Source organism: Pseudomonas sp. WS 5010 (assembly GCF_012985565.1).
Taxonomy (GTDB): domain Bacteria; phylum Pseudomonadota; class Gammaproteobacteria; order Pseudomonadales; family Pseudomonadaceae; genus Aquipseudomonas.
Genome location: NZ_JAAQWQ010000005.1, coordinates 1 through 26,063 on the forward strand (window position 1 = coordinate 1; position 26,063 = coordinate 26,063).

General features: G+C 60.8%; 21 protein-coding genes, 1 pseudogene and 1 riboswitch. Of the genes and pseudogenes, 16 read left to right on the forward strand and 6 right to left on the reverse strand.

Going from position 1 to position 26,063, the window contains the following annotated elements:
* The 5 genes and pseudogenes from HBO11_RS16745 to HBO11_RS16765 form a co-directional block, all read right to left on the reverse strand.
* Positions 1-181: pseudogene (locus HBO11_RS16745) on the reverse strand (ribonucleotide-diphosphate reductase subunit beta); the annotation flags it as partial.
* A gap of 470 nt (positions 182-651) precedes the next feature.
* Positions 652-1,935, reverse strand: coding sequence for an ABC transporter substrate-binding protein (locus HBO11_RS16750; protein ID WP_169955150.1), 1,284 nt, complete (start codon positions 1,933-1,935; stop codon positions 652-654).
* A 42-nt stretch (positions 1,936-1,977) separates the two neighbouring features.
* Complete coding sequence (locus HBO11_RS16755; protein ID WP_169955151.1) at positions 1,978-3,243, reverse strand: DUF1479 domain-containing protein; 1,266 nt, start codon at positions 3,241-3,243, stop codon at positions 1,978-1,980.
* Positions 3,244-3,355: 112 nt separating this feature from the next.
* Complete coding sequence (locus HBO11_RS16760) at positions 3,356-4,243, reverse strand: AraC family transcriptional regulator (protein ID WP_169955152.1); 888 nt, start codon at positions 4,241-4,243, stop codon at positions 3,356-3,358.
* A gap of 153 nt (positions 4,244-4,396) precedes the next feature.
* Positions 4,397-4,666, reverse strand: a complete 270-nt coding sequence (locus HBO11_RS16765) for a DUF2790 domain-containing protein (protein ID WP_169955153.1) — start codon at positions 4,664-4,666, stop codon at positions 4,397-4,399.
* A gap of 393 nt (positions 4,667-5,059) precedes the next feature.
* On the opposite strand from HBO11_RS16765, the gene acs reads away from it, so the two are divergent.
* The 14 genes from acs to astE all read left to right on the forward strand — a co-directional run bounded on the left by acs (position 5,060) and on the right by astE (position 21,147).
* A complete protein-coding gene (gene acs / locus HBO11_RS16770) occupies positions 5,060-7,015 on the forward strand; it encodes an acetate--CoA ligase (RefSeq protein WP_169955154.1) in 1,956 nt (651 codons plus the stop codon).
* Positions 7,016-7,671: 656 nt separating this feature from the next.
* On the forward strand, positions 7,672-8,457 hold the full coding sequence (locus tag HBO11_RS16775; protein ID WP_070994684.1) for an ABC transporter substrate-binding protein: 786 nt from the start codon (positions 7,672-7,674) through the stop codon (positions 8,455-8,457).
* Positions 8,458-8,548: 91 nt separating this feature from the next.
* On the forward strand, positions 8,549-9,238 hold the full coding sequence (locus HBO11_RS16780; RefSeq protein ID WP_029294434.1) for an ABC transporter permease: 690 nt from the start codon (positions 8,549-8,551) through the stop codon (positions 9,236-9,238).
* Positions 9,235-9,933 (forward strand): ABC transporter permease, encoded by a 699-nt coding sequence (locus HBO11_RS16785; protein WP_029294436.1) that lies wholly within the window; start codon positions 9,235-9,237, stop codon positions 9,931-9,933. The genes HBO11_RS16780 and HBO11_RS16785 overlap by 4 nt, the downstream gene beginning before the upstream one ends.
* A 1-nt stretch (position 9,934) precedes the next feature.
* Positions 9,935-11,047, forward strand: coding sequence for a succinylglutamate desuccinylase/aspartoacylase family protein (locus HBO11_RS16790; RefSeq protein ID WP_169955155.1), 1,113 nt, complete (start codon positions 9,935-9,937; stop codon positions 11,045-11,047).
* 27 nt (positions 11,048-11,074) lie between these two features.
* A complete protein-coding gene (locus HBO11_RS16795; RefSeq protein WP_029294441.1) occupies positions 11,075-11,839 on the forward strand; it encodes an ATP-binding cassette domain-containing protein in 765 nt (254 codons plus the stop codon).
* A gap of 227 nt (positions 11,840-12,066) precedes the next feature.
* Positions 12,067-13,047, forward strand: coding sequence for a transcriptional regulator ArgR (gene argR / locus HBO11_RS16800; protein ID WP_169955156.1), 981 nt, complete (start codon positions 12,067-12,069; stop codon positions 13,045-13,047).
* A gap of 241 nt (positions 13,048-13,288) precedes the next feature.
* Positions 13,289-14,509, forward strand: coding sequence for an aspartate aminotransferase family protein (locus HBO11_RS16805; RefSeq protein ID WP_169955157.1), 1,221 nt, complete (start codon positions 13,289-13,291; stop codon positions 14,507-14,509).
* A gap of 194 nt (positions 14,510-14,703) precedes the next feature.
* Positions 14,704-15,723 (forward strand): arginine/ornithine succinyltransferase subunit alpha, encoded by a 1,020-nt coding sequence (gene aruF, locus HBO11_RS16810; protein ID WP_032861580.1) that lies wholly within the window; start codon positions 14,704-14,706, stop codon positions 15,721-15,723.
* 50 nt (positions 15,724-15,773) lie between these two features.
* Positions 15,774-16,799 carry an arginine N-succinyltransferase gene (gene astA, locus HBO11_RS16815; RefSeq protein WP_169955158.1) on the forward strand — a complete coding sequence of 342 codons (1,026 nt, stop codon included), beginning with the start codon at positions 15,774-15,776 and terminating at the stop codon, positions 16,797-16,799.
* Positions 16,796-18,265, forward strand: coding sequence for a succinylglutamate-semialdehyde dehydrogenase (gene astD / locus HBO11_RS16820; protein ID WP_169955258.1), 1,470 nt, complete (start codon positions 16,796-16,798; stop codon positions 18,263-18,265). The genes astA and astD overlap by 4 nt, the downstream gene beginning before the upstream one ends.
* Positions 18,266-18,469: 204 nt before the next feature.
* On the forward strand, positions 18,470-19,816 hold the full coding sequence (gene astB, locus HBO11_RS16825; RefSeq protein WP_169955159.1) for an N-succinylarginine dihydrolase: 1,347 nt from the start codon (positions 18,470-18,472) through the stop codon (positions 19,814-19,816).
* 23 nt (positions 19,817-19,839) lie between these two features.
* Positions 19,840-20,130, forward strand: coding sequence for a hypothetical protein (locus HBO11_RS16830; protein ID WP_029294458.1), 291 nt, complete (start codon positions 19,840-19,842; stop codon positions 20,128-20,130).
* A 12-nt stretch (positions 20,131-20,142) separates the two neighbouring features.
* Positions 20,143-21,147: a succinylglutamate desuccinylase gene (gene astE / locus HBO11_RS16835; protein WP_169955160.1), complete on the forward strand. Its 1,005-nt coding sequence runs from the start codon at positions 20,143-20,145 to the stop codon at positions 21,145-21,147.
* A gap of 146 nt (positions 21,148-21,293) precedes the next feature.
* Here the strand turns inward: astE and HBO11_RS16840 are convergent, their stop codons facing one another.
* Positions 21,294-21,803: a 6,7-dimethyl-8-ribityllumazine synthase gene (locus tag HBO11_RS16840; protein ID WP_169955161.1), complete on the reverse strand. Its 510-nt coding sequence runs from the start codon at positions 21,801-21,803 to the stop codon at positions 21,294-21,296.
* A gap of 113 nt (positions 21,804-21,916) precedes the next feature.
* A riboswitch (FMN riboswitch) is annotated at positions 21,917-22,086 on the reverse strand.
* 180 nt (positions 22,087-22,266) lie between these two features.
* Between HBO11_RS16840 and ltaE the strand changes: the two genes are divergently transcribed.
* Positions 22,267-23,271, forward strand: a complete 1,005-nt coding sequence (gene ltaE, locus HBO11_RS16845; RefSeq protein WP_169955162.1) for a low-specificity L-threonine aldolase — start codon at positions 22,267-22,269, stop codon at positions 23,269-23,271.
* A 146-nt stretch (positions 23,272-23,417) separates the two neighbouring features.
* Complete coding sequence (gene alaS / locus HBO11_RS16850; RefSeq protein ID WP_169955163.1) at positions 23,418-26,036, forward strand: alanine--tRNA ligase; 2,619 nt, start codon at positions 23,418-23,420, stop codon at positions 26,034-26,036.
* Positions 26,037-26,063 lie beyond the last annotated feature (27 nt).

The following is a 26,063-nucleotide window of genomic DNA, read 5'->3' on the forward strand; positions in this document are numbered from 1 at the left end:
CGGCCTTGGCGCGCACGATGGCGGCGGAGTCATTGGCGGTGACGGCGCGGGCCTCGATGGCGGCGGCGGCACCGGCACCGTCGAGGCGGTCCATGTTGGCTTCGGTGGCGTGGCCGGCGTTGGCGCCTTTAGCGGCTACTTCGCCTTCTTCTTCTTTGTCGAATTCGTCCCAGCTCAGCATGACGTGTCGTCTCCTGCGTGAGGGCCAATGGTGCCCGTGTGAAACCGGATGGTTGGGTGTTCACACGGCCCAGGGGCCGCGGTGGATCTTTAAGGAATCGTTTGTTGCAACAGCTAGCGCAGGCATTAAACGGAATAGGGCTACGGGTGCTCTGCATGAGGTCTGAGGGGCGGAGCGACTGTGTCTTACTCCTGCGGGGTCTCAGGTCTGGCTCGTTACCCCATGTAAAGGGATATTACAGGCCCGATTTACCCGCGCATTATAGGGAAAAATTTGCCTTTGTGTTGCGGCGGATGGTCTCGGTGGGCCGCCAAATTGACGGTGTTTGCGGCCAGAGTGCGGGTTTGCAAGGGTTTGCCAGCTGCGGATTTTTTTGACGGGCGGTAGGCGCTGCTTTTAATGCGCCAGCCGCAGGTAGATTTGGCATCGCAGTTCTTGCGCCCCTTGGCGCAAGAACTGGCCGCAGGGCCTTACTGTGCCGCCGCCTGAATGCTCGCAAACATCTGTTTCCCGGCCTTGGCCGGATCCGCGTTTTTATCGCTCATAAAGTGGCTGACCACATCAAACACCGCCCCTTGCACTGCCTGGGAAGTCGACATGTTGAACGCCATGCTCGGGGCCAGGGTGCCGGTTTTTTCGGCTTCGGCGAAATCCTTGGCGGAGGCCTGGGCGCAACTGTCGAACTGGCTCATGTCCAGGCCCGTGATCACCGGGATGGAGCCTTTGTTCTGATTGAATACCGTTTGAAATTGTGGCTCCAGGGCGATCTTGGCCAGGTCGTCGCGCGCGGCATTGTTGCCCGGTGTGTCATTTTTGCTGGACAGCTTGAACATCGCCAGGGAGTCGATGGTGTAGCTATAGATGCCTTGGGAGCCCGGGAAGGGCGCGCATTCATAATCGAGACCGGCCTTCTTGCCGGCGGCGCTCCATTCGCTCTTGGCCCAGTCGCCCATGATCTGCATGCCGGCCTGGCCCTTGATGACCTTGGCGGTCTCCATGTTCCAGTCCTGGCCCGTGCCGTCGGGGTCCATGTAGGTCTTGAGTTTGCGCAGTGCTATAAACACTTCGGTCATTTTCGGGCCGGTGAAGGTGGCTTCGTCGTGATCGATAAAGGCTTTCTTGAAGCCATCCGCGCCGAGGATGCTCAGCACCAGGCCTTCAAATACCGTGGTGTCCTGCCAGGGTTGGCCGCCGTGGGCGAGCGCAATAAAACCGGCGGCCTTGAGTTTGTCACCGGCGGCATACAGTTCTTCGAGGGTTTTCGGTACGTGGGACACGCCGGCCTGCTTGAGTACCGTGGGGTTGGTCCAGAGCCAGTTGATACGGTGGATATTCAGCGGCACGGCGACATAGTGGCCATCATATTTCATCAGTTGGGCAATGCTCTGGGGCAACAGCTTGTCCCAGTGATTGGCCTTGGCCACGTCGTCGATACTGGTCAGCAAGCCCAAATTGCCCCATTCCTGGATATCCGGGCCCTTGATCTGAGCGGCGGAGGGCGGGTTGCCGGACACGGCGCGAGTCTTGAGCACCGTCATGGCCGCTGCGCCCCCGCCACCGGCTACGGCGCTGTTTTGCCAGGTGTAGCCGTCTTTTTCGATCAGTTGCTTGAGCACGTCCGCAGACTTGGCTTCCCCGCCCGAGGTCCAGTAATGCACGACTTCCACGCTGCCCTTGCTCTGGGCCCCATGGGCGCTGACTGTGCAAAGGCTGGCGAGGGAGATGGCAACGGCAAGGCGATTGACGATTTTCATAGGGAGTGGCCCTTTTTTGTTTTTGTGGTGAGAGGAGGGTACTTATTCCAGCCCCAGCCCTTTGCGGCCGAGGGCGTTCAGTTGCGAGGTCATGAAGCGGTCGCTCCAGTGCTTTTCGTAGTCTTCGCGGGGGAAGTCATCCGGCGAGGCGCCTTGTTCGAAGGCCCGTAAAACATCCCTGGCATAACGCAGATTTTTCGGACACATGGGGGCGGCTGGTACGTACATCACATTGCCCCAGCCCTGCTGGTTTTCGACGGGGGCGACGCTATGGACTACATCGCAGTGCCACCACACCGAATCGCCAGCCTGCACGTCCGGAATCGGTGACATGCCCTGGACCAGCAGCGGGTGCCACTTCTCCAGGATCGGCAGCACCTTGCCTGGCGCAACGCCACACAGCTCATCCTCGGGCACGTCATCGAGCAGCGGGCGCAGCAGCAGGTAGGCCATGGCCTTGGGGATCGGCAAGGTATGCAGCACGCCCTGGTCGGCATTCATGTCGCACAGCGCGGTCCAACCCTGGAAGGTGCGAAAGGCCGAGCATTTGGTACCTGGGTAGGCATATTCATCGACTTCGGTACGATGGGCGGCGTCCCACGGGTCGTAGGATTTGAAGTCATTGCAGTAAATCTTCTCGAACACCTTCAGGTAGGCCGGGTGCAGCCAGCGCTCCAGCGCCCCGGAGTCGGTGTGCGGGCCGAGGCCTTTGGACGTGGTGCCGGGCGGGCGCCGCCGTACGCGGTCCGGGTACAGGGCGTTGGTGTCGGGGTCGAACCACTGCTGGCCGTGGGAGTCGATGGTCCACAGGCGGTTCAAGAACGATTGGGCGCAGCCCATGCGCTCATGCTGGCGCAGTTGCATCTGGGCCTTGGACCAGTAGATCGGGAAGATTTCCGGGCGCGAGGCTTCCAGGTTGCCGAAGAAGTTGTCGGCAGGGCCCCGGTAAACCGCGTCGAACTGGTTGTGGTCCAGGTAGTCCAGCAGGCTCTTGTCCCACTCCAGCACCTGCTGCCTGGGAAAGTGGTTGCGGATCACCAGGCAGCCTCGGCGCTTGATCAGCGCGCGTTGTTGTTCTGTGACCTGGCCGTTGGCGAGGGTGGCAAAGTCCAGTTCGGGCCAGGCCGAGCCGGTCAGGGCTTGCTGGGCCTTGATCGCGGCGATTTCCGTGGCGATAAAGGCGCTGACTTCGGCAAACAGCGCGGGCACGTCGCCGATCTGTGCGCGCAGTGCCTTTTTCATGGCGACGATGCTGCGTTTGTAGTCGTCAGGTAGCTCGGCACTTGCGAAGGATGGGGAATTGTTCATGGGGTGGCCTGCATTTTTATTATTCATGCAGGTATGGAATCACTCCGGACGGCCTGGACGGCAGCCTCATTTGGCGCGTTGAGCAATACGATTGTGGCGTTTGATCATGTGCCTACAGAAGAATCGGCTTAGCCGTGCCTGGCTGGAAGTGATGCCCATGCTGACCACGGAAGTCTGAAGGCGTCATGCCCTTTTGCGCCTTGAACTGACGGTTGAACAGGGCCTGGGACGCGTACCCGACCTGTTCGGCGATGGTGCTGACGGCCAGGTTGCCTTGCATCAACAGGGCGCAGGCGTGTCCGATGCGCAGCCGCACGATGTAGTCCAATGCTGTGCAGCGTGTGTGTTTGCGGAACATGCGGTGGAAGGCGGAAACGCTGACGCAGGCCATTTGTGCCAGCTCAGGGATGCTCAGGGGTTGCGCATAGTGGCCGTGCAGGTAGTCCAGGACCCGGCGGATGCGCGCATCTTCAATGATGTGAGGGGTTTGTTGCACAGCGATGCGCTGCGCCGCGACATCCCGTGACAGGGTATTGAGTACCGTCAGCAGGGAAATCAGGCGCTGGGAGGCGTCTTGCTCGACCATCGCCTCGATCACCGGGCGCAGGGCGCGCGAGGTGGCGTCGCTGAAACTCAGTGCATGCCGCGCGGCCGCCAGCAGGGCGCGGGTCGAGGCCATTTCCGGAAACAATTTGACCAGCGAATCGGCCCAGGCTTCAGAAAACCAGATGACCAGGGCGATGTGCGGTTGGGTCGGGTCGATAGTCTCGGCCGACGACCAGCTATGGGGAACATTCGGGCCCACCAGCACCAGGTCGCCATCATCGTAGCGTGCCACATCGTTGCTGATGTAACGGTGCCCACGACTGTTGAGGGTGAGGGTCAGCTCGTACTCAGGGTGGTGATGCCACTCAAACGGGATCGCCTGTGGCAGGCGCCTGTTGAGCAGGGTCCAGGAGGTGTTGGCCTCGGTGGGGATTTTCTCGAAACTGGCTCTCATGAACCCATCCTGCTGTGCAGAGGGAATAGCAACGCCACAATCGTAGCATTCGGTTCAAGCGAGAAGGGGAAGGTGCCGTGAACAAGTCTCTTTGCCGCAAGAACGATTCCTTGCGGCGAACATTGCCAGGTTAGGTTCTAACTAACTAAGTTATTAACCGTTAGAGCAACCGTTACCCATGACTTTGTAATTAAGGATATGAAGCTGGCCTTGGTGATCTTCATATTCCATGCGTGCTGGAACAACTTCGCAGACATTCGGAATGGAACTCATGGACACCACCTTGGCAATATCCAGATCAGTGGCGTAGGTGTATTCCTCAACAATAGCGGTGTGCTGGCTGGCTACGTCAGTCGGGATCTCGTCGGCCAGGGCGGCGGTGGCGCACAAGCTGGCAAGGGCCATAACTAATAAAGCTTTCATTTCCAATTTACCTTTTTACAGTCGAAGGGGGTCACGGGGCCCTTGTGAGGCCACGTGTGTAACTTAAGTAGAGAGTTCGGATTAACGTGCCTTCGTGGGGGCTGCAACTTGGTTAATCACAGTGCCTTGTTGGCGAGGTTGATTTTAGGCGCCTGGGTTGCATTCATATACCCGTACTTTTGATAAACACTTTTGGTGGTTTTCGTAACAATCCACGACAGAGGTTTTTTCCGGTAGCGCAAAACGCGCTACAGGCCCCGGACCAGAGCGGTGCACGCACATATCAGGGCAATTTGTAGGGGCTTGTTACTACCATCGTCGAATGGTTCTATAGGCCTGCCCCGGCTACAACAGGGCCATACAACAACAACTATAGTCACCGAGGTAAGAAAGATGAGTGCGGCTTCCCTGTACCCCGTTCGCCCCGAAGTAGCAGCCAACACGCTGACTGACGAGGCGACCTACAAGGCCATGTACCAGCAGTCGGTGGTCAACCCCGACGGCTTCTGGCGCGAGCAAGCCAAGCGTCTTGACTGGATCAAGCCTTTCACCACGGTCAAGCAGACCTCGTTCGACGACCACCATGTCGATATCAAGTGGTTTGCTGACGGCACCCTCAACGTTTCCTACAACTGCCTGGACCGTCACCTCGCCGAGCGCGGCGACCAGGCGGCGATCATCTGGGAGGGCGACGATCCTTCCGAAAGCCGCACCATCACCTACCGCGAGCTGCACGAACAAGTCTGCAAGTTCGCCAACGCCCTGCGCGGTCAGGATGTGCACCGTGGCGACGTGGTGACCATCTATATGCCGATGATCCCTGAAGCTGTGGTCGCCATGCTGGCCTGTACCCGCATCGGCGCGATCCACTCGGTGGTGTTCGGCGGTTTCTCCCCTGAAGCCCTGGCCGGTCGCATCATCGACTGCAAATCCAAGGTGGTGATCACCGCCGACGAAGGCATTCGTGCCGGCAAGAAGGTACCGCTCAAGGCCAACGTCGACGACGCGCTGACCAACCCGGAAACCAGCAGTATCCAGAAAGTCATCGTGTGCAAGCGCACCAATGGCCAGATCAAGTGGAACCAGCATCGCGACATCTGGTACGAAGACCTGATGAAAGTGGCGGGCACGGTCTGCGCGCCAAAAGAGATGGGCGCCGAAGAAGCGCTGTTCATCCTTTACACCTCCGGTTCCACCGGCAAGCCCAAGGGCGTGCAGCACACCACCGGCGGCTACCTGTTGTACGCCGCCCTGACCCACGAGCGCGTGTTCGACTACCGCCCGGGCGAAGTCTACTGGTGCACCGCCGACGTCGGCTGGGTCACTGGCCACACCTACATCGTCTATGGCCCGCTGGCCAATGGCGCGACCACGCTGCTGTTCGAAGGCGTGCCGAACTACCCGGATATCACGCGGGTCGGGAAAATCGTCGACAAGCACAAGGTCAATATCCTCTACACCGCGCCGACCGCGATCCGCGCGATGATGGCTTCCGGCACCGCCGCCTGCGAAGGTATCGATGGCAGCAGCTTGCGCCTGCTGGGTTCGGTGGGTGAGCCGATTAACCCGGAAGCGTGGGACTGGTACTACAAGAACGTCGGCCAATCCCGTTGCCCGATTGTCGACACCTGGTGGCAGACCGAAACTGGCGCGACCCTGATGAGCCCGTTGCCGGGCGCTCACGCGCTCAAGCCGGGGTCGGCGGCACGTCCGTTCTTTGGCGTGGTGCCAGCGTTGGTGGACAACCTGGGCAACATCATCGAGGGCGCTGCCGAAGGCAACCTGGTGATCCTCGATTCGTGGCCGGGCCAGGCGCGTACCCTGTACGGCGACCATGACCGTTTTGTCGACACTTACTTCAAGACCTTCCGTGGCATGTACTTCACCGGCGACGGCGCGCGTCGCGATGAAGACGGCTACTGGTGGATCACCGGTCGCGTGGATGACGTGCTCAACGTTTCCGGGCACCGCATGGGCACCGCCGAGATCGAAAGCGCCATGGTCGCCCACCCCAAAGTCACCGAGGCGGCCGTGGTCGGCGTGCCTCACGACATCAAGGGCCAGGGCATCTATGTGTATGTCACCTTGAAAAACGGTGAGGAGCCGACCGAAGCGCTGCGCCTGGAACTGAAGAACTGGGTGCGCAAGGAGATCGGCCCGATTGCATCGCCGGACGTGATCCAGTGGGCACCAGGCTTGCCTAAGACCCGGTCGGGGAAAATCATGCGCCGTATCCTGCGCAAAATTGCCACGGCCGAGTATGACGGGCTGGGGGATATCTCCACCCTGGCTGATCCAAGTGTGGTGCAGCATCTGATCGATACCCACAAGACCATGAACGTCGCGTAAGCGGGTTTATGGGACCAAGCCCCATCCGGTGTAGGCCGGATGGGGCTTTTTTGTGGGGCCTCACTATGAAATACCATCAATGTAGCGATAACGGTGGGTCAGTCAGCCCATTTGATACAGGCCCACTGCTATCGCTGGCAAGCCAGCTCCTACATTGGATGGTGGGGGATGACAGACCGTCCTCAGCACCAAGCCAATAAATATCGGTTTATCTAGTAGGACGTTTCTGAATGTTACCCAGTGGTGCAAATGTGTAACCTTGCGCCCAAACATGAGGCAAAGTGCTACATCCACGCCCCGAAAACGCCCGTTTTAGACACCCTTAAAAATTAGATCAAACGCTACACTTGCCGGAATAGAAGGGTTTGCGAATAATAGGCCCGCAATTTGCAGCGATAATAGGTTTAATATCTTTTGCCTCTGCATAAAAATCAGGGGTTGTCAATGGGTTGGGGTCGCTTTCTCGGTGCTTCTGTAAATTGTTGTCGCATTGAGGAAATATCGGCTTCCGGCCTGTCGTTAGAATGCCGATCACTCGCTCGTCGTCGCCGTGTTGAACTGGTGTAGGACGCAGCACCGCTATTCGGTTTCACTCAGTCGCATCGTGGGCCATGGCTCATACTGCTGTTTTTGTCCTATACCGATGGAGTCCCAAGATGAAGAAACTCGTGCTGTTGGGCGCCCTGGCGCTGTCCGTGCTGTCCATGCAGGCCTTCGCTGAAGAGAAACCGCTGAAAATTGGTATCGAAGCAGCCTACCCTCCGTTTGCCTCGAAGGCGCCGGACGGCAGCATCGTCGGTTTTGACTACGACATCGGCAACGCCCTGTGCGAAGAGATGAAGGTCAAGTGCACCTGGGTCGAGCAAGAGTTCGACGGCCTGATCCCGGCGCTCAAAGTGCGCAAGATCGACGCAATCCTGTCGTCCATGTCCATCACTGACGACCGCAAGAAGTCCGTGGATTTCACCAACCGCTACTACCTGACCCCGGCACGCCTGGTGATGAAGGACAGCGTTACCGTCAGCGACAGCCTGGTTGAGCTCAAGGACAAGAAGATCGGCGTACAGCGCGGTTCGATCCATGACCGTTTCGCCAAGGAAGTCCTGGCGCCTAAAGGTGCGACCATCGTTCCCTACAGCACCCAGAACGAAATCTACCTGGACGTGGCGGCCGGTCGCCTTGATGGCACCGTGGCTGATGCGACCCTGCTTGAAGACGGTTTCCTGAAGACCGACTCAGGCAAAGGCTACGCGTTCGTAGGCCCTGCGTTCACCGACGCCAAATACTTCGGCGATGGCATTGGTATCGCGGTACGTAAAGGCGACAAGGCCAACCTGGACCGCATCAACGCAGCCATCGCCGCGATCCGCGCCAATGGCAAGTACAAAGAAATCGAGAAAAAGTATTTCAACTTCGATATTTACGGCGCTGACGCCAAGTAAACCTTCGCAGTTGTCTGTCCAGAATGGCGCAAGCACCAGGGTCTCTGAAGTTTGCGCCATTTTTTCATCCGCCTTTTCGAGGACCTGAATCATGTTGAAAGGCTACGGGGCCGTTATCCTCGATGGCGCATGGTTGACGCTTCAGCTCGCCTTGTCGTCCATGGCCTTGGCCATTGTTCTGGGTCTGATTGGGGTCGCATTGCGCCTGTCGCCGGTACGCTGGCTGGCTTGGCTGGGTGACCTGTACTCCACGGTGATCCGCGGGATCCCCGACCTGGTGCTGATCCTGCTGATTTTCTACGGCGGCCAGGACCTGCTCAACCGCGTCGCGCCGCTACTGGGCTACGACGACTATATTGACTTGAACCCCTTGGCCGCCGGTATCGGCACCCTGGGTTTCATCTTTGGCGCCTATCTGTCGGAAACTTTCCGCGGTGCGTTCATGGCCATCCCCAAGGGCCAGGCCGAAGCGGGCATGGCCTATGGCATGAGCCCGTTCCAGGTGTTTTTCCGGGTGATGGTGCCGCAGATGATCCGGCTGGCAATCCCCGGCTTTACCAACAACTGGCTGGTACTGACCAAGGCCACCGCGCTGATTTCGGTGGTGGGCCTGCAAGACATGATGTTCAAGGCCAAGCAGGCGGCAGATGCCACCCGCGAACCTTTTACCTTCTTCCTCGCGGTGGCGGCGATGTACCTGGTGATCACCAGCGTCTCGTTGCTGGCCCTGCGTTATCTTGAGAAGCGCTACTCGGTAGGCGTAAAGGCGGCTGATCTATGATCTTCGACTACAACGTCATCTGGGAGGCCATGCCGCTGTACCTTGGCGGCTTGCTGACCACCCTGAAATTGCTGTTGATCTCGCTGTTCTTCGGCCTGCTTGCCGCCGTGCCCCTGGGCCTGATGCGAGTGTCCAAACAACCGCTGGTCAATGGCGCGGCCTGGCTCTACACCTATGTGATCCGCGGTACGCCGATGCTGGTGCAGCTGTTTTTGATCTACTACGGCCTGGCCCAGTTCGAAGCGGTGCGCGAGAGTTTCCTCTGGCCGTGGCTGTCCAGCGCGACCTTCTGTGCGTGCCTGGCCTTTGCCATCAATACCAGCGCCTACACCGCCGAGATCATCGCCGGTAGCCTCAAGGCCACGCCCCATGGCGAGATCGAAGCGGCCAAGGCCATGGGCATGTCGCGCTACAAGCTCTACCGCCGCATCCTGCTGCCCTCGGCCCTGCGCCGGGCGCTGCCGCAGTACAGCAACGAAGTGATCATGATGTTGCAGACCACCAGCCTGGCCTCCATCGTCACCCTGATCGACATCACCGGTGCCGCGCGCACGGTGAACGCCCAGTACTACCTGCCGTTCGAAGCCTACATCACAGCGGGCCTGTTCTATCTGTGCCTGACGTTCATCCTGGTGCGCCTGTTCAAGCTGGCCGAGCGCCGCTGGTTGAGCTACCTGGCTCCCCGGAAGCACTGATATGGAACGCATCGAGCACGTACTGCCCTGGGGGCACCTGGGTTGCGAGCGCCAGTTGACGGTGTTCCGTTTCGGCCATGGCGAGCGCAAGGCGTATATCCAGGCCAGCCTGCACGCCGATGAGTTGCCGGGGATGCGCGCGGCCTGGGAGCTGAAAAAGCGCCTGGCCGAACTCGAAGCGCAGGGCGCCCTCAACGGTGTGATCGAGCTGGTGCCGGTGGCCAACCCGATGGGCCTGGGTCAACTGCTGCAAGGCAGCCACCAGGGGCGTTTCGAGGTCGGCACCGGGAAGAACTTCAACCGTGATTTCGTCGAGTTGAGCGAGCCGGTTGCTGCCTTGCTGGAAGGCAGGCTGGGGGATGATCCCCACGCCAACGTGCGCATGATCCGCCAGGCAATGAGCGATGCGCTCAATGCACTGCCCGAGCCGAGCAGCCAGTTGCAAGGTATGCAGCGGGTTTTGCTGAGCCATGCCTGTACTGCCGATGTGGTCCTCGACCTGCACTGCGACGCTGAAGCCGCGCTGCACATGTACGCGCTGCCCCAGCACTGGCCGCAGTGGCGTTCGTTGTCGGCGCATTTGAATGTGAAGGTCGGCCTGTTGGCGGAAGATTCCGGCGGCAGCTCGTTCGATGAGGCCTGCTCGTTGCCGTGGCTGCGTTTGTCACGGGCGTTCCCCGAGGCGCAGATCCCCCTGGCATGCCTGGCGACGACCCTGGAGCTGGGCGGTCAGGCCGATACCGGTCGGGATGAGGCGATCTTCCACGCCGAAGGTATCCTCGCGTTCCTCGCCGAGCAGGGCCTGATCAAGGGAGAGTGGCCGGCGCCGCAACATCAACCCTGTGAAGGCGTGCCCTTCGAAGGTACTGAATTGCTGTTTGCACCCCACGCCGGGGTGATCAGTTACTTGCGTAAAGCCGGTGACTGGGTGGAAACCGGCGAGCCGATTTTTGAAGTGATTGATCCTTTGGCCGACCGCGTCAGCATTGTTTGCGCGGGCACGTCAGGGGTGTTGTTTGCCGTTGAACGGCTGCGTTATGCCCAAGCGGGTTTCTGGCTGGCCAAGGTGGCGGGGCGCGAGGCGCTGCGTCACGGGCGCTTGCTCAACGACTGACCAACTGTTTTTGTGAGAACCGACCGCATGTACAAACTTGAAGTCCAAGACCTGCATAAACGCTATGGCAGTCATGAAGTGCTCAAAGGCGTGTCCCTGGCCGCCGCGGCCGGTGATGTGATCAGCATCATCGGTTCCAGTGGCTCGGGCAAAAGCACCTTTTTGCGCTGCATCAACCTGCTGGAGCAGCCTCACGCCGGCAAGATCCTGCTCAATAACGAAGAGCTGAAGCTGGTGGCCAACAAGGACGGCGCGATGAAAGCCGCCGACCCCAAGCAGTTGCAGCGTATGCGTTCGCGTCTGTCGATGGTGTTCCAGCATTTCAACCTGTGGTCGCACATGACCGCGCTGGAAAACGTCATGGAAGCCCCGGTGCATGTGCTGGGCATGTCGAAAAAAGACGCCCGTGAAAAGGCCGAGCACTACCTGGCCAAAGTCGGCGTGGCTCATCGCAAGGATGCCTTCCCCGGCCATATGTCCGGTGGCGAGCAGCAGCGCGTGGCGATTGCCCGGGCGCTGGCGATGGAGCCTGAGGTGATGCTGTTTGACGAGCCGACCTCGGCCCTTGACCCGGAGCTGGTCGGCGAAGTGTTGAAGGTCATGCAGGACCTGGCCCTGGAAGGCCGGACGATGGTGGTGGTGACCCACGAAATGGGCTTTGCCCGTGAAGTGTCCAACCAGTTGGTGTTCCTGCACAAAGGCATTGTCGAAGAGCGCGGCAACCCGCGTGAAGTGCTGGTCAACCCGCAGTCCGAGCGGTTGCAGCAGTTCTTGTCCGGTAGCTTGAAGTAAACAAGGCTGCGTTTATGCACTGAAATAGTGCATGCTTCGCAGCCTTGAGGTTGGCCTCGATTCCTTGTAGGAGCCGGCTTGCCGGCGATAGCGGTAAGCCAGTCCCACCGCTATCGCCGGCAAGCCAACTCCCACATTAGATCTCTGTTTGTTTTGAGATTTGTGTTGGTTTACGGGCTAGCATTGGCCCTTGTCTTCATTACCGTTTTCGTTTCGGATAGCCCTCCATGACAGCCCATCGCATCGGTTTCCTGATTTGGCCCAGCACTAAAGCCCTGACGCTTGCGCTGGCTGAGGAGGCCTTGCGTGTGGCCCAGCGGGTGCATCCAGACGTGGTCTACGAGGTGTCATTCCTGCAGGCCGAGCCGCCGGTCGAGGGTGACTGGAAGCTGCCCGGCGAACCCTGGGCCGGCAAGTTGGAAGGCTTCCAGAAGCTGTTCCTGCTGGCCGACGAGCCGCCCACCGTGATCGCGTCCCAGTTGGGCACCGCGCTCAAGCAACTGGTGCGTGCCGGCTGCGTGATCGGCGGCTTGTCGGCGGGCGTGTATCCGTTGGCGCAACTGGGTTTGCTCGACGGCTATCGCGCCGCCGTGCACTGGCGCTGGCAGGATGACTTTGCTGAGCGTTTCCCCAAGGTCATCGCCACCAGCCATTTGTTCGACTGGGACCGTGATCGCCTGACCGCCTGCGGTGGCATGTCGGTGCTCGACCTGCTGCTGGCGGTGTTGGCCCGTGATCACGGTGCCGAACTGGCCGGTGCGGTCTCCGAAGAATTGGTGGTAGAGCGCATCCGCGAAGGTGGCGAACGCCAGCGCATTCCATTGCAGAACCGCCTGGGGTCCAGCCATCCGAAGCTGACCCAGGCAGTGTTGCTGATGGAAGCCAATATCGAAGAGCCGCTGACCACCGACGAAATCGCCCAGCATGTGTGCGTGTCGCGACGACAACTGGAGCGCATCTTCAAGCAGTACCTCAACCGCGTTCCCAGCCAGTACTACCTGGAGCTGCGCCTGAACAAGGCGCGCCAGATGCTGATGCAAACCAGCAAATCGATCATCCAGATCGGCCTGTCCTGCGGCTTCTCCTCGGGGCCGCACTTTTCCAGCGCCTACCGCAACTTCTTCGGCGCCACCCCCCGTGAAGATCGCAACCAGCGGCGCAGCAGCAGCCCGTTCGAGTTGTCGTCGGTGCCATCCGAGCGCGGCTGAGCAGGGCCTTGCCCTGCGGATGCAGCTGAGCAAAATTCCCACGGCACTGCCGCAACCGCCTGTCTTCTGTTTAAACTGCGCCATTGCGAAGCTATTTGTCGCATTGGCGTAAACCCGCGTAAAACGGGGGTTGGCGCTATAAGAAGTTGTCGCTTGGCGGCAAGGCCGCGCTGAAAACTGTCCTTACAATCCCTGCATCGCCCGCCAGTTCCAGGCAGGCGTTCCTCTTCAGGAGACTCCGATGTCCGTTGAGCAAGCCCCGGTGCAACGTGCCGATTTCGACCAGGTCATGGTGCCCAACTATGCCCCTGCCGCCTTTATCCCTGTGCGTGGCGAAGGTTCCCGCGTGTGGGACCAGTCGGGTCGCGAGCTGATCGATTTTGCCGGCGGCATCGCAGTGAACGTGCTGGGCCATGCCCACCCGGCGCTGGTCGGTGCACTGACCGCCCAGGCCAACAAGCTGTGGCACGTCTCCAACGTCTTCACCAACGAGCCGGCCCTGCGCCTGGCCCATAAGCTGATCGACGCCACCTTTGCCGAGCGTGTGTTCTTCTGCAACTCGGGCGCCGAAGCCAACGAGGCCGCCTTCAAGCTGGCCCGTCGCGTGGCGTTCGACCGTTTCGGCAGCGAGAAATACGAGATCATCGCCGCCCTGAACAGCTTCCACGGCCGCACCCTGTTTACGGTCAACGTCGGTGGCCAGTCGAAGTACTCCGATGGTTTCGGTCCTAAAATCACCGGCATCACCCACGTTCCTTATAACGACCTGGACGCGCTGAAAGCCGCGGTGTCGGACAAGACCTGCGCCGTGGTGCTGGAACCGATCCAGGGCGAAGGCGGCGTGTTGCCGGCTGAGCTTGCGTACCTGCAAGGTGCCCGCGACCTGTGTGACGCCAACAACGCGCTGCTGGTGTTCGACGAAGTGCAGACTGGCATGGGCCGCAGCGGCCATCTGTTTGCCTACCAGCACTACGGCGTGGTACCCGACATCCTCACCAGCGCCAAGAGCCTGGGCGGCGGCTTCCCGATTGCCGCGATGCTGACGCGCGAAGACCTGGCCAAGCACCTGGTGGTCGGCACCCACGGCACCACCTACGGCGGCAACCCGCTGGCATGCGCGGTGGCCGAAGCGGTGATCGACGTGATCAACACCCCCCAGGTGCTGGCCGGCGTCAATGCCAAGCACGAGCTGTTCAAGGCCCGCCTGGAGCAGATCGGCCAGCAATACGGGATCTTCACCCAAGTACGTGGCATGGGCCTGCTGCTCGGTTGCGTATTGAGCGACGCGTTCAAGGGCAAGGCCAAGGACGTGTTCAACGCGGCCGAGAAAGAAAACCTGATGATCCTGCAGGCCGGCCCGGACGTGGTGCGTTTTGCGCCAAGCCTGGTGGTGGAAGAGGCGGACATCAATGAAGGCCTGGACCGCTTTGAACGTGCTGTAAAAACGCTGACGCAAGCCTGATAGATACACATTTATCTAACGAACCGGATCAAATGTGCGAGCGGGCTTGCCCGCGATAGCGATCTGTCAGTCGACGTTGTTGTGACTGGCCCACCGCAATCGCGGGCAAGCCCGCTCCCACATTGGAACCTGGGTGATTCCAGGTTCAGTGTCCGGCATTTTTTTATGAAGTTTTCGAGTTAAGGAGTGACACCATGCTGGTGATGCGCCCCGCGCAAATGGCTGATCTGGGCGAGGTACAGCGTCTGGCTGCGGACAGCCCGATTGGTGTCACCTCCCTGCCGGATGACGTTGAACGCCTGAGCGACAAAATCGCCGCCAGCGAAGCGTCCTTCGCCGCCGAAGTGAGTTTCAACGGTGAAGAAAGCTATTTCTTTGTCCTCGAAGACACCGTCGCCGGCAAGCTGGTGGGCTGTTCGGCCATCGTTGCCTCGGCCGGTTATTCCGAGCCGTTCTACAGCTTTCGCAACGAGACCTTCGTCCACGCGTCCCGCGAACTGAAGATCCACAACAAGATTCACGTCCTGTCCCAGTGCCACGACCTGACCGGCAACAGCTTGCTGACCAGCTTCTACGTGGTGCCGGAACTGGTGGGTTCGGCCTGGTCGGAGCTCAACTCCCGTGGCCGCCTGCTGTTTGTCGCAAGCCACCCCGAGCGCTTTGCCGACTCGGTGGTGACCGAGATTGTCGGCTACAGCGACGAGAACGGTGATTCGCCGTTCTGGGATGCCATCGGCCGCAACTTCTTCGACCTCAACTACGCCGCCGCCGAGCGCCTGTGCGGGTTGAAGAGCCGCACCTTCCTCGCCGAGCTGATGCCCCACTACCCGATCTACGTGCCGCTGTTGCCCGACGAAGCCCAGGAAGCCATGGGCCAGGTGCACCCGCGTGCGCAGATCACCTTCGACATCCTGATGCGCGAAGGTTTTGAAACCGATCATTACATCGACATCTTCGACGGTGGCCCGACCCTGCATGCGCGGGTCTCGGGCATCCGTTCGATCGCCCAGAGCCGCGTGGTGCCGGTGAAGATCGGCGAGATGGTCAAGGGCGTCGGCCGCCAGTACCTGGTGAGCAACGCGCAGTTGCAGGATTACCGCGCAGTGATGCTGGAACTGGACTACGCGCCAGGCAAGCCGGTGACCCTGGACCTGGAAGCGGCCGAAGCCCTGGGCGTCGGCGAAGGCGCCAGCGTGCGCCTGGTAGCGGTTTAAAAAGCAGAGTTTCGCGGGTGGCTGCAAAGCGGCCCGTCTGAGGAGATAGCATGATCGTTCGTCCCGTACGCAGCAGCGATTTACCGGCCCTGATTGATCTGGCGCGCAGCACCGGCACCGGCCTTACCACCTTGCCGGCCAATGAAGAGCGCCTGACCCACCGGGTTGGCTGGGCTGAAAAGACCTTTCGCGGCGAAGCCGGGCGTGGTGATGCCGACTACCTGTTCGTGCTGGAAAACGACGAAGGCCGGGTGGTGGGGATTTCCGCCATCGCTGGCGCCGTCGGCCTGCGTGAGCCGTGGTACAACTTCCGGGTCGGCCTGACGGTCAGCGCCTCCCAGGAACTGAACATCTATCGCGAGATTCCTACGCTGTTCCTGGCCAACGACCTGACGGGCAACTCCGAGCTGTGCTCGTTGTTCCTGCATGCCGATTACCGCAACGGCCTCAATGGCCGCATGCTGGCCAAGGCACGGATGCTGTTCATTGCTGAATTCCCGCAGCTGTTTGGCAACAAGATCATTGCCGAGATGCGCGGGGTGTCCAACGACGCCGGGCGTTCGCCGTTCTGGGAAAGCCTGGGCCGGCACTTCTTCAAGATGGAGTTCAGCCAGGCCGACTACCTCACCGGCGTGGGCAACAAGGCGTTTATTGCCGAGCTGATGCCCAAGTTCCCGCTGTACACCTGCTTTTTGTCCGAGGACGCGCGCAACGTGATCGGCAAGGTCCATCCCGACACCGAGCCGGCCCTGAGCATGCTCAAGAGCGAAGGCTTCAGCTACCAGGGCTACGTCGATATCTTCGACGCGGGCCCTGCGGTGGAGTGTGAGACCAGCAAGATCCGCGCGGTGCGTGACAGCCAGGCGCTGGTGCTGGCCATCGGCACGCCGGGGGACGACGCCACGCCGTTCCTGATGCATAACCGTAAACGTGAAGAGTGCCGCATCACCGCCGCACCGGCGCGCCTGGCTGCGGGCACCCTGGTGGTCGATCCGCTGACCGCCAAGCGCCTGCAACTGGTGGCCGGTGATCAAGTGCGTGCCGTACCGTTGTCTGCTGCCCGGGAGTCGAAATAATGAATTCGTTGTATATCGCAGGGAGCTGGCTGGCTGGCCAGGGTGAACGCTTTGAGTCGCTGAACCCGGTGACCCAGCAGGTGATCTGGGCCGGCAATGGCGCCAGTGTCGAGCAGGTCGAGTCCGCCGTGCAGGCTGCGCGCCAGGCATTCCCTGCCTGGGCCAAGCGCCCCCTGGAAGAGCGCATCAGCGTGCTGGAAACCTTTGCCGCCACCTTGAAGAGCCGCGCCGATGAAATCGCCCGCTGCATTGGCGAAGAAACCGGCAAGCCGCTGTGGGAGTCGGCCACCGAAGTTACCAGCATGGCCAACAAAATCGCGATCTCGGTGCAGAGCTACCGCGAACGTACCGGCGAGAAGAGCGGCCCCCTGGGCGACGCCACGGCGGTGTTGCGCCACAAGCCTCACGGCGTGGTCGCAGTGTTCGGTCCTTACAACTTCCCCGGCCACTTGCCCAACGGGCATATCGTCCCGGCCTTGCTCGCGGGCAATACCGTGTTGTTCAAGCCGAGCGAGCTGACCCCTAAAGTGGCCGAGCTGACGGTACAGTGCTGGATCGAAGCCGGCCTGCCGGCGGGCGTGTTGAACCTGCTGCAAGGCGCGCGGGAGACCGGGATCGCCCTGGCCTCCAATCCAGGTATCGACGGCCTGTTCTTCACCGGTTCCAGCCGCACCGGCAATCACCTGCACCAGCAGTTCGCCGGGCGCCCGGACAAGATCCTCGCGCTGGAAATGGGCGGCAACAACCCGCTGGTGGTGGACCAGGTGGCCGATGTGGATGCAGCGGTCTACACCATCATCCAGTCGGCCTTTATTTCTGCTGGCCAGCGCTGCACCTGTGCCCGGCGGCTGCTGGTGCCGGAAGGCGCCTGGGGCGACGCACTGCTGGCGCGCCTGGTTGCCGTCAGTGCGACCATTGCCGTGGGGGCGTTCGACCAACAACCTCCGCCATTCATGGGCTCGGTGATTTCCCTGGGCGCGGCCAAGGCCTTGATGGCGGCCCAGGAACTGATGCTGGCCAACGGCGCCGTGGCGCTGCTGGAAATGACCCAGCCCCAGGCGCAGGCGGCCTTGCTGACACCTGGCATCATCGACGTGACCGCCGTGACCGAGCGCGAGGACGAAGAGCTGTTCGGCCCGTTGCTGCAAGTGGTTCGCTACACGGATTTCGAAGCGGCGATCAGTGAAGCCAACAACACTCAGTACGGCCTGGCCGCAGGTCTGTTGTCGGACTCCGAGGCGCGTTACCAGCAGTTCTGGCTGGAGAGCCGCGCCGGTATCGTTAACTGGAACAAGCAACTGACCGGCGCCGCCAGCACCGCGCCATTTGGTGGGGTAGGGGCGTCGGGCAATCATCGCGCCAGTGCCTATTACGCGGCAGATTACTGCGCGTACCCGGTGGCATCCCTGGAGACACCGAGCCTGGTCTTGCCAGCCGCGCTGACGCCGGGTGTAACGCTGAACTAAATGTGGGAGCGGGCTTGTGTGGGAGCTGGCTTGCCTGCGATGCGGGCACCTCGGTCTTTCAGCCAGACCGAGGGGATGCCATCGCAGGCAAGCCAGCTCCTACACAAGCCAGCACCTGCAGTTGATCGGGTTTGCAAAGACAGGTTTGTGGTGTGTTGAAGACCTTTGATGCCTATAAAAACAGATGTTCGTGGAGCCTCGCCGATGAAATCCTGTGAAGTCAATTTTGACGGTCTCGTGGGGCCGACCCATAACTACGGCGGTTTGTCCTACGGCAACGTCGCGTCCCAGAGCAACAGCCAGCAATCTTCCAACCCCAGGGAAGCGGCGCTGCAGGGCCTGGCGAAAATGAAAGCCCTGATGGACATGGGCTTTGTGCAAGGTGTGCTTGCTCCCCAGGAACGTCCGGATGTCGCCGCGCTGCGCAGCCTTGGCTTTGCCGGCACAGACGCCCAGGTGATCCAGCAGGCGGCCAAGCACGCCATGCCGTTGCTGGTGGCCAGTTGTTCGGCCTCGAGCATGTGGGTGGCCAACGCCGCGACGGTCAGCCCGAGCGCCGACACGTTTGACGGCCGCGTGCATTTCACCGCCGCCAACCTCAACTGCAAATACCACCGCAGCATCGAACACCCGACCACCAGCCGCGTGCTGGGGGCGATGTTTGCCGATCAGCAGCACTTCGCCCACCACGCCGCGTTGCCGGCCGTGGCGCAGTTCGGTGACGAAGGCGCCGCCAACCACACCCGCTTCTGCCGCGAATATGGCGAGGCGGGCGTGGAGTTTTTCGTGTTCGGCCGCAGTGCGTTCGACACCCGCTACCCAGCGCCGCAAAAGTACCCGGCGCGCCAGACCCTCGAAGCGTCCCAGGCGGTTGCGCGTTTGCATGGCCTGCAGGATGACGGTGTGGTCTACGGCCAGCAGAACCCGGCCGTGATCGATGCCGGGGTGTTCCACAACGACGTGATCGCAGTGGGTAACGGCGAAGTGTTGTTCTATCACGAGGATGCGTTCCTCAATACCGAGCAGATGCTCGCTGAACTGCAGGCCAAGCTGGGCAAGGTCGGCGGCAATTTCCAGGCAATCTGCGTACCCCGCGCCCTGGTCAGCGTCGAAGACGCCGTGCGCTCCTACCTGTTCAACAGCCAGTTGCTGAGCCGCGCCGACGGTTCGATGCTGCTGATCGTGCCCGAAGAGTGCCGCAACAACGAGCGTGTCTGGCACTACCTGCAAAGCCTGACCAGTGCCGGTGGGCCGGTCGGCGAAGTGAAAGTCTTCGACCTCAAGCAAAGCATGCAGAATGGCGGCGGCCCGGCCTGCCTGCGTTTGCGCGTGGCGTTGAAGGAGGCTGAACTGGCGGCGGTCAATCCAGGGGTTATCATGACTGCACCGCTGTACGAAACGTTGACCCAATGGGTCGGCAAGCACTACCGCGACAGCCTGCGTGAAACCGATCTGGCTGACCCGCAGTTGCTGCTCGAATGTCGCACGGCATTGGATGAACTGACGCAAATCCTTAAACTGGGCTCGGTTTATCCTTTCCAGATCAATTAAAGCCACACGGCTGAGACTTATTTATGACCACCGATACCCTGAAGCTGATCCTTGAAGACACCGACGGCACCCAGCTGGAAACCTCTTGCACCCGCCTGGCCGTGGTGTGGCAGGGCAAGGAAATCTGGATCCAGCACGATGGCCGTGGCCAACTGCTGATCGGCGTGGACGTGGAAGAAGGCGACGCCGAGTACGCCAACCTGCTGATGCGCCCGCTGGCCACCAACCTGATGAGCCTGCAACTGGAAATGGAACCGGCCGACGTTGAAGGTGATGACGACGATCACGTCCACGGCCCAGGCTGCAACCACTAAGGAAGCTGCTCTATGCTCGCCCTCGGCAAACTGCTTGAACTGACCCTCGCCGGTCGTGAACCGGCGCAAAAAATTCAACTGACTGTCGACGGCGTGCAAATGCGCTGGCTCAGTGAGGGCGCACTCGAGGTGCGGCCTCCTGAGGCACGGGACAACGGCGCCGATGTGCTGCTGTCATCCGGCATCCATGGCAACGAAACCGCGCCGATCGAATTGGCCGACCGCCTGTTGCATGGCATCGCCCGCGGGGAGATCAAGCCCCGTACCCGTATTCTGTTCCTGTTCGGCAACCCCGAGGCCATGCGTCGCGGCGAGCGTTACCTCGAGCAGGACGTCAACCGGCTGTTCAACGGCCGCCACGAACAAAGCATCGGCCCCGAAGCCATGCGCGCCGCCGAGCTTGAGCAGTTGGCCCGTACCTTCTTCGGTGTGCCCGGCCGTTCGCGCCTGCACTACGACCTGCACACGGCGATTCGCGGTTCGAAGATCGAGCAGTTCGCCCTGTACCCCTTCAAGGAAGGGCGCCAACACTCCCGCACCGAACTGGCCCGCTTGCGCGCGGCCGGCATGGAAGCGGTGCTGTTGCAGAACAAGACCTCCATCACTTTCACCGCGTTTACCTACGAGCAACTGGGCGCCGAGTCGTTCACCCTGGAACTGGGCAAGGCCCGTCCATTCGGGCAGAACCAGGGGGTGGATGTATCGCGCCTGGAAACCCGCCTCAAGCAAATCATCGAAGGCAACGAGCCGGCCGCCGAGGGCCTGGACGGCCTGAAGTTGTTCAGCGTGGCCCGGGAAATCATCAAGCACAGTGACGCCTTCACCCTGCATTTGCCGGCGGATGTGGAGAACTTTTCGGAACTGGAGAAGGGCTACCTGCTGGCCGAGGACATCGCCAAGACCCGCTGGGTGATCGAGGAGGAGGGCGCGCGCATCATCTTCCCCAACCCGAAGGTCAAGAATGGCTTGCGGGCGGGCATCCTGATTGTGCCGACCACAGATGTTGGCCTGGCCTGAGCCTTGGGTTCAGCGCGGTCAACTGTAGGAGCTGGCTTGCCTGCGATAGCATCAACTCGGTCTGTCAGTTACCTCGAGGCGATGCTATCGCAGGCAAGCCAGCTCCCACCCAGACCCAGTTTTTACACTGGGTTGGGTAGGGTTGCTTAGACTGCTAAGGCACGCGGCTCATTGCGGCGGATCGCGCGGATCTTGTGCAGGGTATCGGCGCAGGTCTGCGCAGCTTCCTTGCCCTTGTGCACAAAGTGCTCAAAGAAGAAGTTGTGGTGCTCGCTGCCCGCGTGGAAGTGATGCGGCGTCAGGGACACCGAGAACACTGGCACTTCGGTTTCCAACTGCACCTGCATCAGGCCGCTGACTACCGATTGTGCGACGAACTCGTGGCGATAGATCCCACCGTCCACCACCAGGGCGGCGGCGACGATGCCGGCGTAGCGGCCGGACTTGGCCAGTAGCTTGGCGTGCAGGGGCATTTCAAAGGCGCCGCCGACTTCAAAGAAATCGATGTCCGATTCTTGGTAGCCCTGGACGAGCATTTCGGCGAGGAAGCCTTTACGGCTCTGATCAACAATATCTTTGTGCCAGCAAGCCTGGATAAACGCGACGCGCTCACCGTGGTGGTTTTTGCTCTTGCTGTCGATTGCGGTGGGTTGCATGTTCTGACTCCTGTTTATGAAAAAAACAGGGCGTTATGAATCGAATGGGATTTAAGGGTACGAGCAGCTGTGTCATGCAGGCATGAAATCAGCACACGGCCCTTAGGCGCCAATCCCGTTCTCTCTTCATCCGGACTATGACCGTCGGCCCCGGGATCACACCGGGTCTGCTGACCTTGCCGCCGTCCTGCGTGAGCAGTTCGAGGCGCCAAGCGCTCGCGGGCTATGCGCATTGCGCGCAATTACCGCCGGTGGGGAATTGCACCCCGCCCTGAGAACGTTGCCGCCAGAACCCTGGCGGCGGAGAGTTTTTACCATACATTTCGAAAAACTGCATAGGGTGCTTGTTAATATCGACTATCGAAAGGTTTGCCGATCAGCCGTGTAGGCGGTTGATATCTGTGGGCGATGCCCGCAGTAATCGGTTACAACAGGTCATTCCCCACTCGCAGAGGCCCGCTTGATGTCCGTTATTGATCTTCGTAGTGACACCGTGACCCAACCCACGCCGGGCATGCGCGATGCCATGGCCAGCGCACCGAGCGGCGATGATGTCTACGGTGAAGACCCCAGCGTCAACCTGCTGGAAGCCGAACTGGCCAAGCGCCTGGGCTTTGCCGCCGCGCTGTTCGTGCCGACCGGCACCATGAGCAACCTGTTGGCACTGATGGCCCACTGCGAGCGGGGCGAGGAATACATCGTCGGGCAACAGGCCCACACCTACAAATATGAGGGCGGCGGCGCGGCGGTGCTGGGTTCGATCCAGCCGCAGCCCCTGGAAGTCCAGGCGGACGGTTCGCTGGACCTGGCCCAGGTCGCAGAAGCGATCAAGCCGGATGACTTCCACTTCGCCCGCACCCGGCTGTTGGCGTTGGAAAACACCATGCAAGGCAAAGTGTTGCCCATGAGCTACCTGGCCGCTGCACGCGCATTTACCCGCGAACATGGCCTGGCCCTGCACCTGGACGGCGCGCGCCTGTACAACGCGGCGGTCAAGCTGGGGGTGGATGCGCGGGAGATTGCCGGGTATTTCGATTCGGTTTCGGTGTGCCTGTCCAAGGGCCTTGGCGCGCCGGTTGGCTCGGTGCTGTGCGGCTCCAGTGCGTTGATCGCCAAGGCCCGCCGTTTGCGCAAGATGGTCGGTGGCGGTATGCGCCAGGCGGGTTCTTTGGCGGCGGCGGGGCTGTACGCCCTGGACCATCAGGTAGCGCGCCTGGCCGAAGACCACGCCAATGCCCAGTGGCTCGGCGATGAGCTGCGCAAGGCCGGCTATAGCGTGGAGCCGGTGCAGACCAATATGGTCTACGTGCAGATCGGCGAGCAGGCCCAGGCGCTGAAGGCCTTTGCCGAAGCGCGTGGGATCACGTTGAGTGCCGCCCCGCGCTTGCGCATGGTCACGCACCTGGACGTCAGCCGGGCACAGATGGAGCAAGTGCTGGCGACATTTGTCGAGTTTTCCCGGAAATGACAGTGCAGGCCGTCTAATTGACTGTTTCTATCGTATAAACACGCTGTACCACGGGCAAAGGGCCGATATAATGCGGCCCTTTGCCGTCGCTCCGTCTGATGACGTTTAGCACTGGCCTTTGGCCGCAGCCTCCGTGGAAGAACCTAATGAAAAGCGCAGAAATCCGTGAAGCCTTCCTTCGCTTCTTCGAAGAGCAAGGTCACACCCGTGTCTCCTCCAGCTCTTTGATCCCAGGCAATGACCCAACCCTGCTGTTCACTAACGCGGGGATGAACCAGTTCAAGGACTGCTTCCTGGGCCAGGAAAAACGCGCCTACACCCGCGCCACCAGCAGCCAGAAGTGCGTGCGCGCCGGCGGCAAGAACAGCGACCTGGAGAACGTCGGCTACACCGCCCGTCACCACACCTTTTTCGAAATGCTCGGCAACTTCAGCTTTGGCGATTATTTCAAGCAAGACGCGATCAACTTCGCCTGGACCTTCCTCACTGGCGTGCTGAAGCTGCCGAAGGAAAAACTCTGGGTCACCGTCTACGCCACCGATGACGAAGCCTACGACATCTGGACCCAGCAGATCGGTGTGCCGGTCGAGCGCATGATCCGCATCGGCGACAACAAGGGCGCGCCTTACGCCTCCGACAACTTCTGGACCATGGGCGATACCGGCCCGTGCGGCCCGTGCACCGAGATTTTCTACGATCATGGCGCCGACATCTGGGGTGGCCCGCCGGGTTCGCCGGAAGAAGACGGTGACCGTTACATCGAGATCTGGAACAACGTGTTCATGCAGTTCAACCGCACCGCCGATGGCGTGTTGCATCCGCTGCCTGCGCCGTCGGTAGATACGGGTATGGGCCTGGAGCGGATCAGCGCGGTGATGCAGCACGTTCACTCCAACTACGAAATCGACCTGTTCAAGAACCTGCTGAGCGCGTCGGCCGCGGCCATTGGCTGCGCCAACGACAACCAGTCTTCGCTCAAAGTGGTATCGGACCATATCCGTTCCTGCGGCTTCCTGATTGCCGACGGCGTGCTGCCCTCCAACGAAGGCCGTGGCTACGTGCTGCGCCGCATCATCCGTCGCGCCTGCCGCCACGGTAACAAGTTGGGCGCCACGGGTAGCTTCTTCTACAAAATCGTTGCCGCGCTGGTGGCCGAGATGGGCGAAGCCTTTCCGGAACTCAAGCAGCAGCAAGCCAACATCGAGCGCGTGCTCAAGGCTGAAGAAGAGCAGTTCTCCAAGACCCTAGAGCACGGCCTGAAGATCCTGGAACAGGACCTGGCTGAGCTCAAAGGCACCGTGGTGCCCGGTGATGTGGTGTTCAAGCTGTATGACACCTATGGCTTCCCGATGGACCTGACGGCCGACATCGCCCGCGAGCGTGAACTGACGGTCGATGAGGTTGGTTTCGAGCGTGAGATGGAAGCCCAGCGTGTACGCGCGCGTTCCGCAAGCTCTTTTGGCCTGGATTACAACACCTTGGTCAAGGTTGACGTGGCGACCGAGTTCACGGGTTATCAGGCCACCGTCGGCTCGGCCAAGATCGTGGCTATTTATAAAGATGGCCAGTCGGTCGATGTCTTGAGCGAAGGCGAAGAGGCGGTCGTGGTGCTCGATCAGACGCCGTTCTACGCCGAATCTGGCGGCCAGGTCGGTGACTGTGGTTTCTTGCGCTCGACATCCGGTCGTTTCGACGTGCGCGACACCACCAAGACCGGCGGTGCTTTCCTGCATCACGGTGTGTTGGTGCTGGGTAACCTGACGGTCGGCGCTCCGGTAGAGACTCAGGTTGATGCTGATGTGCGGCATGCAACCGCCTTGAACCACTCGGCTACCCACTTGCTGCACGCGGCGCTGCGCCAGGTATTGGGCGAGCACGTCCAGCAGAAGGGGTCGTTGGTCGACAGTCAGCGCCTGCGCTTTGACTTCAGCCATTTTGAAGCGATCAAGCCTGAGCAATTGAAGGCATTGGAAGACATCGTCAACGCCGAAATTCGCAAGAACACTGCGGTAGAAACTGAAGAAACCGATATTGAAACCGCCAAGAAAAAAGGCGCCATGGCGCTGTTCGGCGAGAAATACGGCGACAACGTACGCGTGCTGAGCATGGGCGGCAGCTTCTCCGTGGAACTGTGCGGCGGTATCCATGCCAAGCGCACCGGTGACATCGGCCTGCTGAAAATCATCAGCGAAGGCGGCGTGGCTTCCGGTGTACGGCGTATCGAGGCGGTGACCGGCACTGCGGCCCTGGCCTACCTCAATGCGGCCGAAGAACAACTCAAGGAAGCGGCGACCCTGGTCAAGGGCAGCCGTGACAACCTGATCGACAAGCTCTCTGCCGTACTGGAGCGCAACCGCCAGCTGGAAAAACAGCTGGAGCAGTTGCAAGCCAAGGCGGCCAGCGCAGCGGGTGACGACCTGTCAGCCTCGGCACTGGACATCAAGGGCGTGAAGGTTCTGGCCGCGCGCCTGGACGGTCAGGACGGCAAGGCGCTGTTGGCCTTGGTCGATCAGTTGAAGAACAAGCTCGGCCGCGCAGTGATCCTGCTCGGCAGTGTCCATGAGGAAAAGGTCGTACTGGTTGCCGGTGTAACCAAGGACCTGACTGGCCAACTCAAGGCTGGTGATTTGATGAAACAAGCCGCTGCGGCAGTGGGCGGGAAGGGCGGTGGTCGTCCGGACATGGCGCAAGGCGGTGGTGTAGACGCTGGTGCCCTGGACGCGGCCCTGGCCCTGACCGTGCCATTTGTCGAGGCCGGTATTTAAGGCGCTGTTAATGAGTCCATGGTCTAG

Coding starts and splice junctions, on each gene's coding strand:
- HBO11_RS16750 (WP_169955150.1), bottom strand. CDS start 1,935: ATGAAAATCGTCAATCGCCTTGCCGTTGCCATCTCCCTCGCCAGCCTT.
- HBO11_RS16780 (WP_029294434.1), top strand. CDS start 8,549: ATGTTGAAAGGCTACGGGGCCGTTATCCTCGATGGCGCATGGTTGACG.
- HBO11_RS16830 (WP_029294458.1), top strand. CDS start 19,840: ATGACCACCGATACCCTGAAGCTGATCCTTGAAGACACCGACGGCACC.
- HBO11_RS16755 (WP_169955151.1), bottom strand. CDS start 3,243: ATGAACAATTCCCCATCCTTCGCAAGTGCCGAGCTACCTGACGACTAC.
- HBO11_RS16760 (WP_169955152.1), bottom strand. CDS start 4,243: ATGAGAGCCAGTTTCGAGAAAATCCCCACCGAGGCCAACACCTCCTGG.
- astA (WP_169955158.1), top strand. CDS start 15,774: ATGATCGTTCGTCCCGTACGCAGCAGCGATTTACCGGCCCTGATTGAT.
- ltaE (WP_169955162.1), top strand. CDS start 22,267: ATGTCCGTTATTGATCTTCGTAGTGACACCGTGACCCAACCCACGCCG.
- HBO11_RS16840 (WP_169955161.1), bottom strand. CDS start 21,803: ATGCAACCCACCGCAATCGACAGCAAGAGCAAAAACCACCACGGTGAG.
- HBO11_RS16795 (WP_029294441.1), top strand. CDS start 11,075: ATGTACAAACTTGAAGTCCAAGACCTGCATAAACGCTATGGCAGTCAT.
- HBO11_RS16805 (WP_169955157.1), top strand. CDS start 13,289: ATGTCCGTTGAGCAAGCCCCGGTGCAACGTGCCGATTTCGACCAGGTC.
- astB (WP_169955159.1), top strand. CDS start 18,470: ATGAAATCCTGTGAAGTCAATTTTGACGGTCTCGTGGGGCCGACCCAT.
- aruF (WP_032861580.1), top strand. CDS start 14,704: ATGCTGGTGATGCGCCCCGCGCAAATGGCTGATCTGGGCGAGGTACAG.
- HBO11_RS16790 (WP_169955155.1), top strand. CDS start 9,935: ATGGAACGCATCGAGCACGTACTGCCCTGGGGGCACCTGGGTTGCGAG.
- HBO11_RS16765 (WP_169955153.1), bottom strand. CDS start 4,666: ATGAAAGCTTTATTAGTTATGGCCCTTGCCAGCTTGTGCGCCACCGCC.
- HBO11_RS16775 (WP_070994684.1), top strand. CDS start 7,672: ATGAAGAAACTCGTGCTGTTGGGCGCCCTGGCGCTGTCCGTGCTGTCC.
- astE (WP_169955160.1), top strand. CDS start 20,143: ATGCTCGCCCTCGGCAAACTGCTTGAACTGACCCTCGCCGGTCGTGAA.
- argR (WP_169955156.1), top strand. CDS start 12,067: ATGACAGCCCATCGCATCGGTTTCCTGATTTGGCCCAGCACTAAAGCC.
- acs (WP_169955154.1), top strand. CDS start 5,060: ATGAGTGCGGCTTCCCTGTACCCCGTTCGCCCCGAAGTAGCAGCCAAC.
- HBO11_RS16785 (WP_029294436.1), top strand. CDS start 9,235: ATGATCTTCGACTACAACGTCATCTGGGAGGCCATGCCGCTGTACCTT.
- alaS (WP_169955163.1), top strand. CDS start 23,418: ATGAAAAGCGCAGAAATCCGTGAAGCCTTCCTTCGCTTCTTCGAAGAG.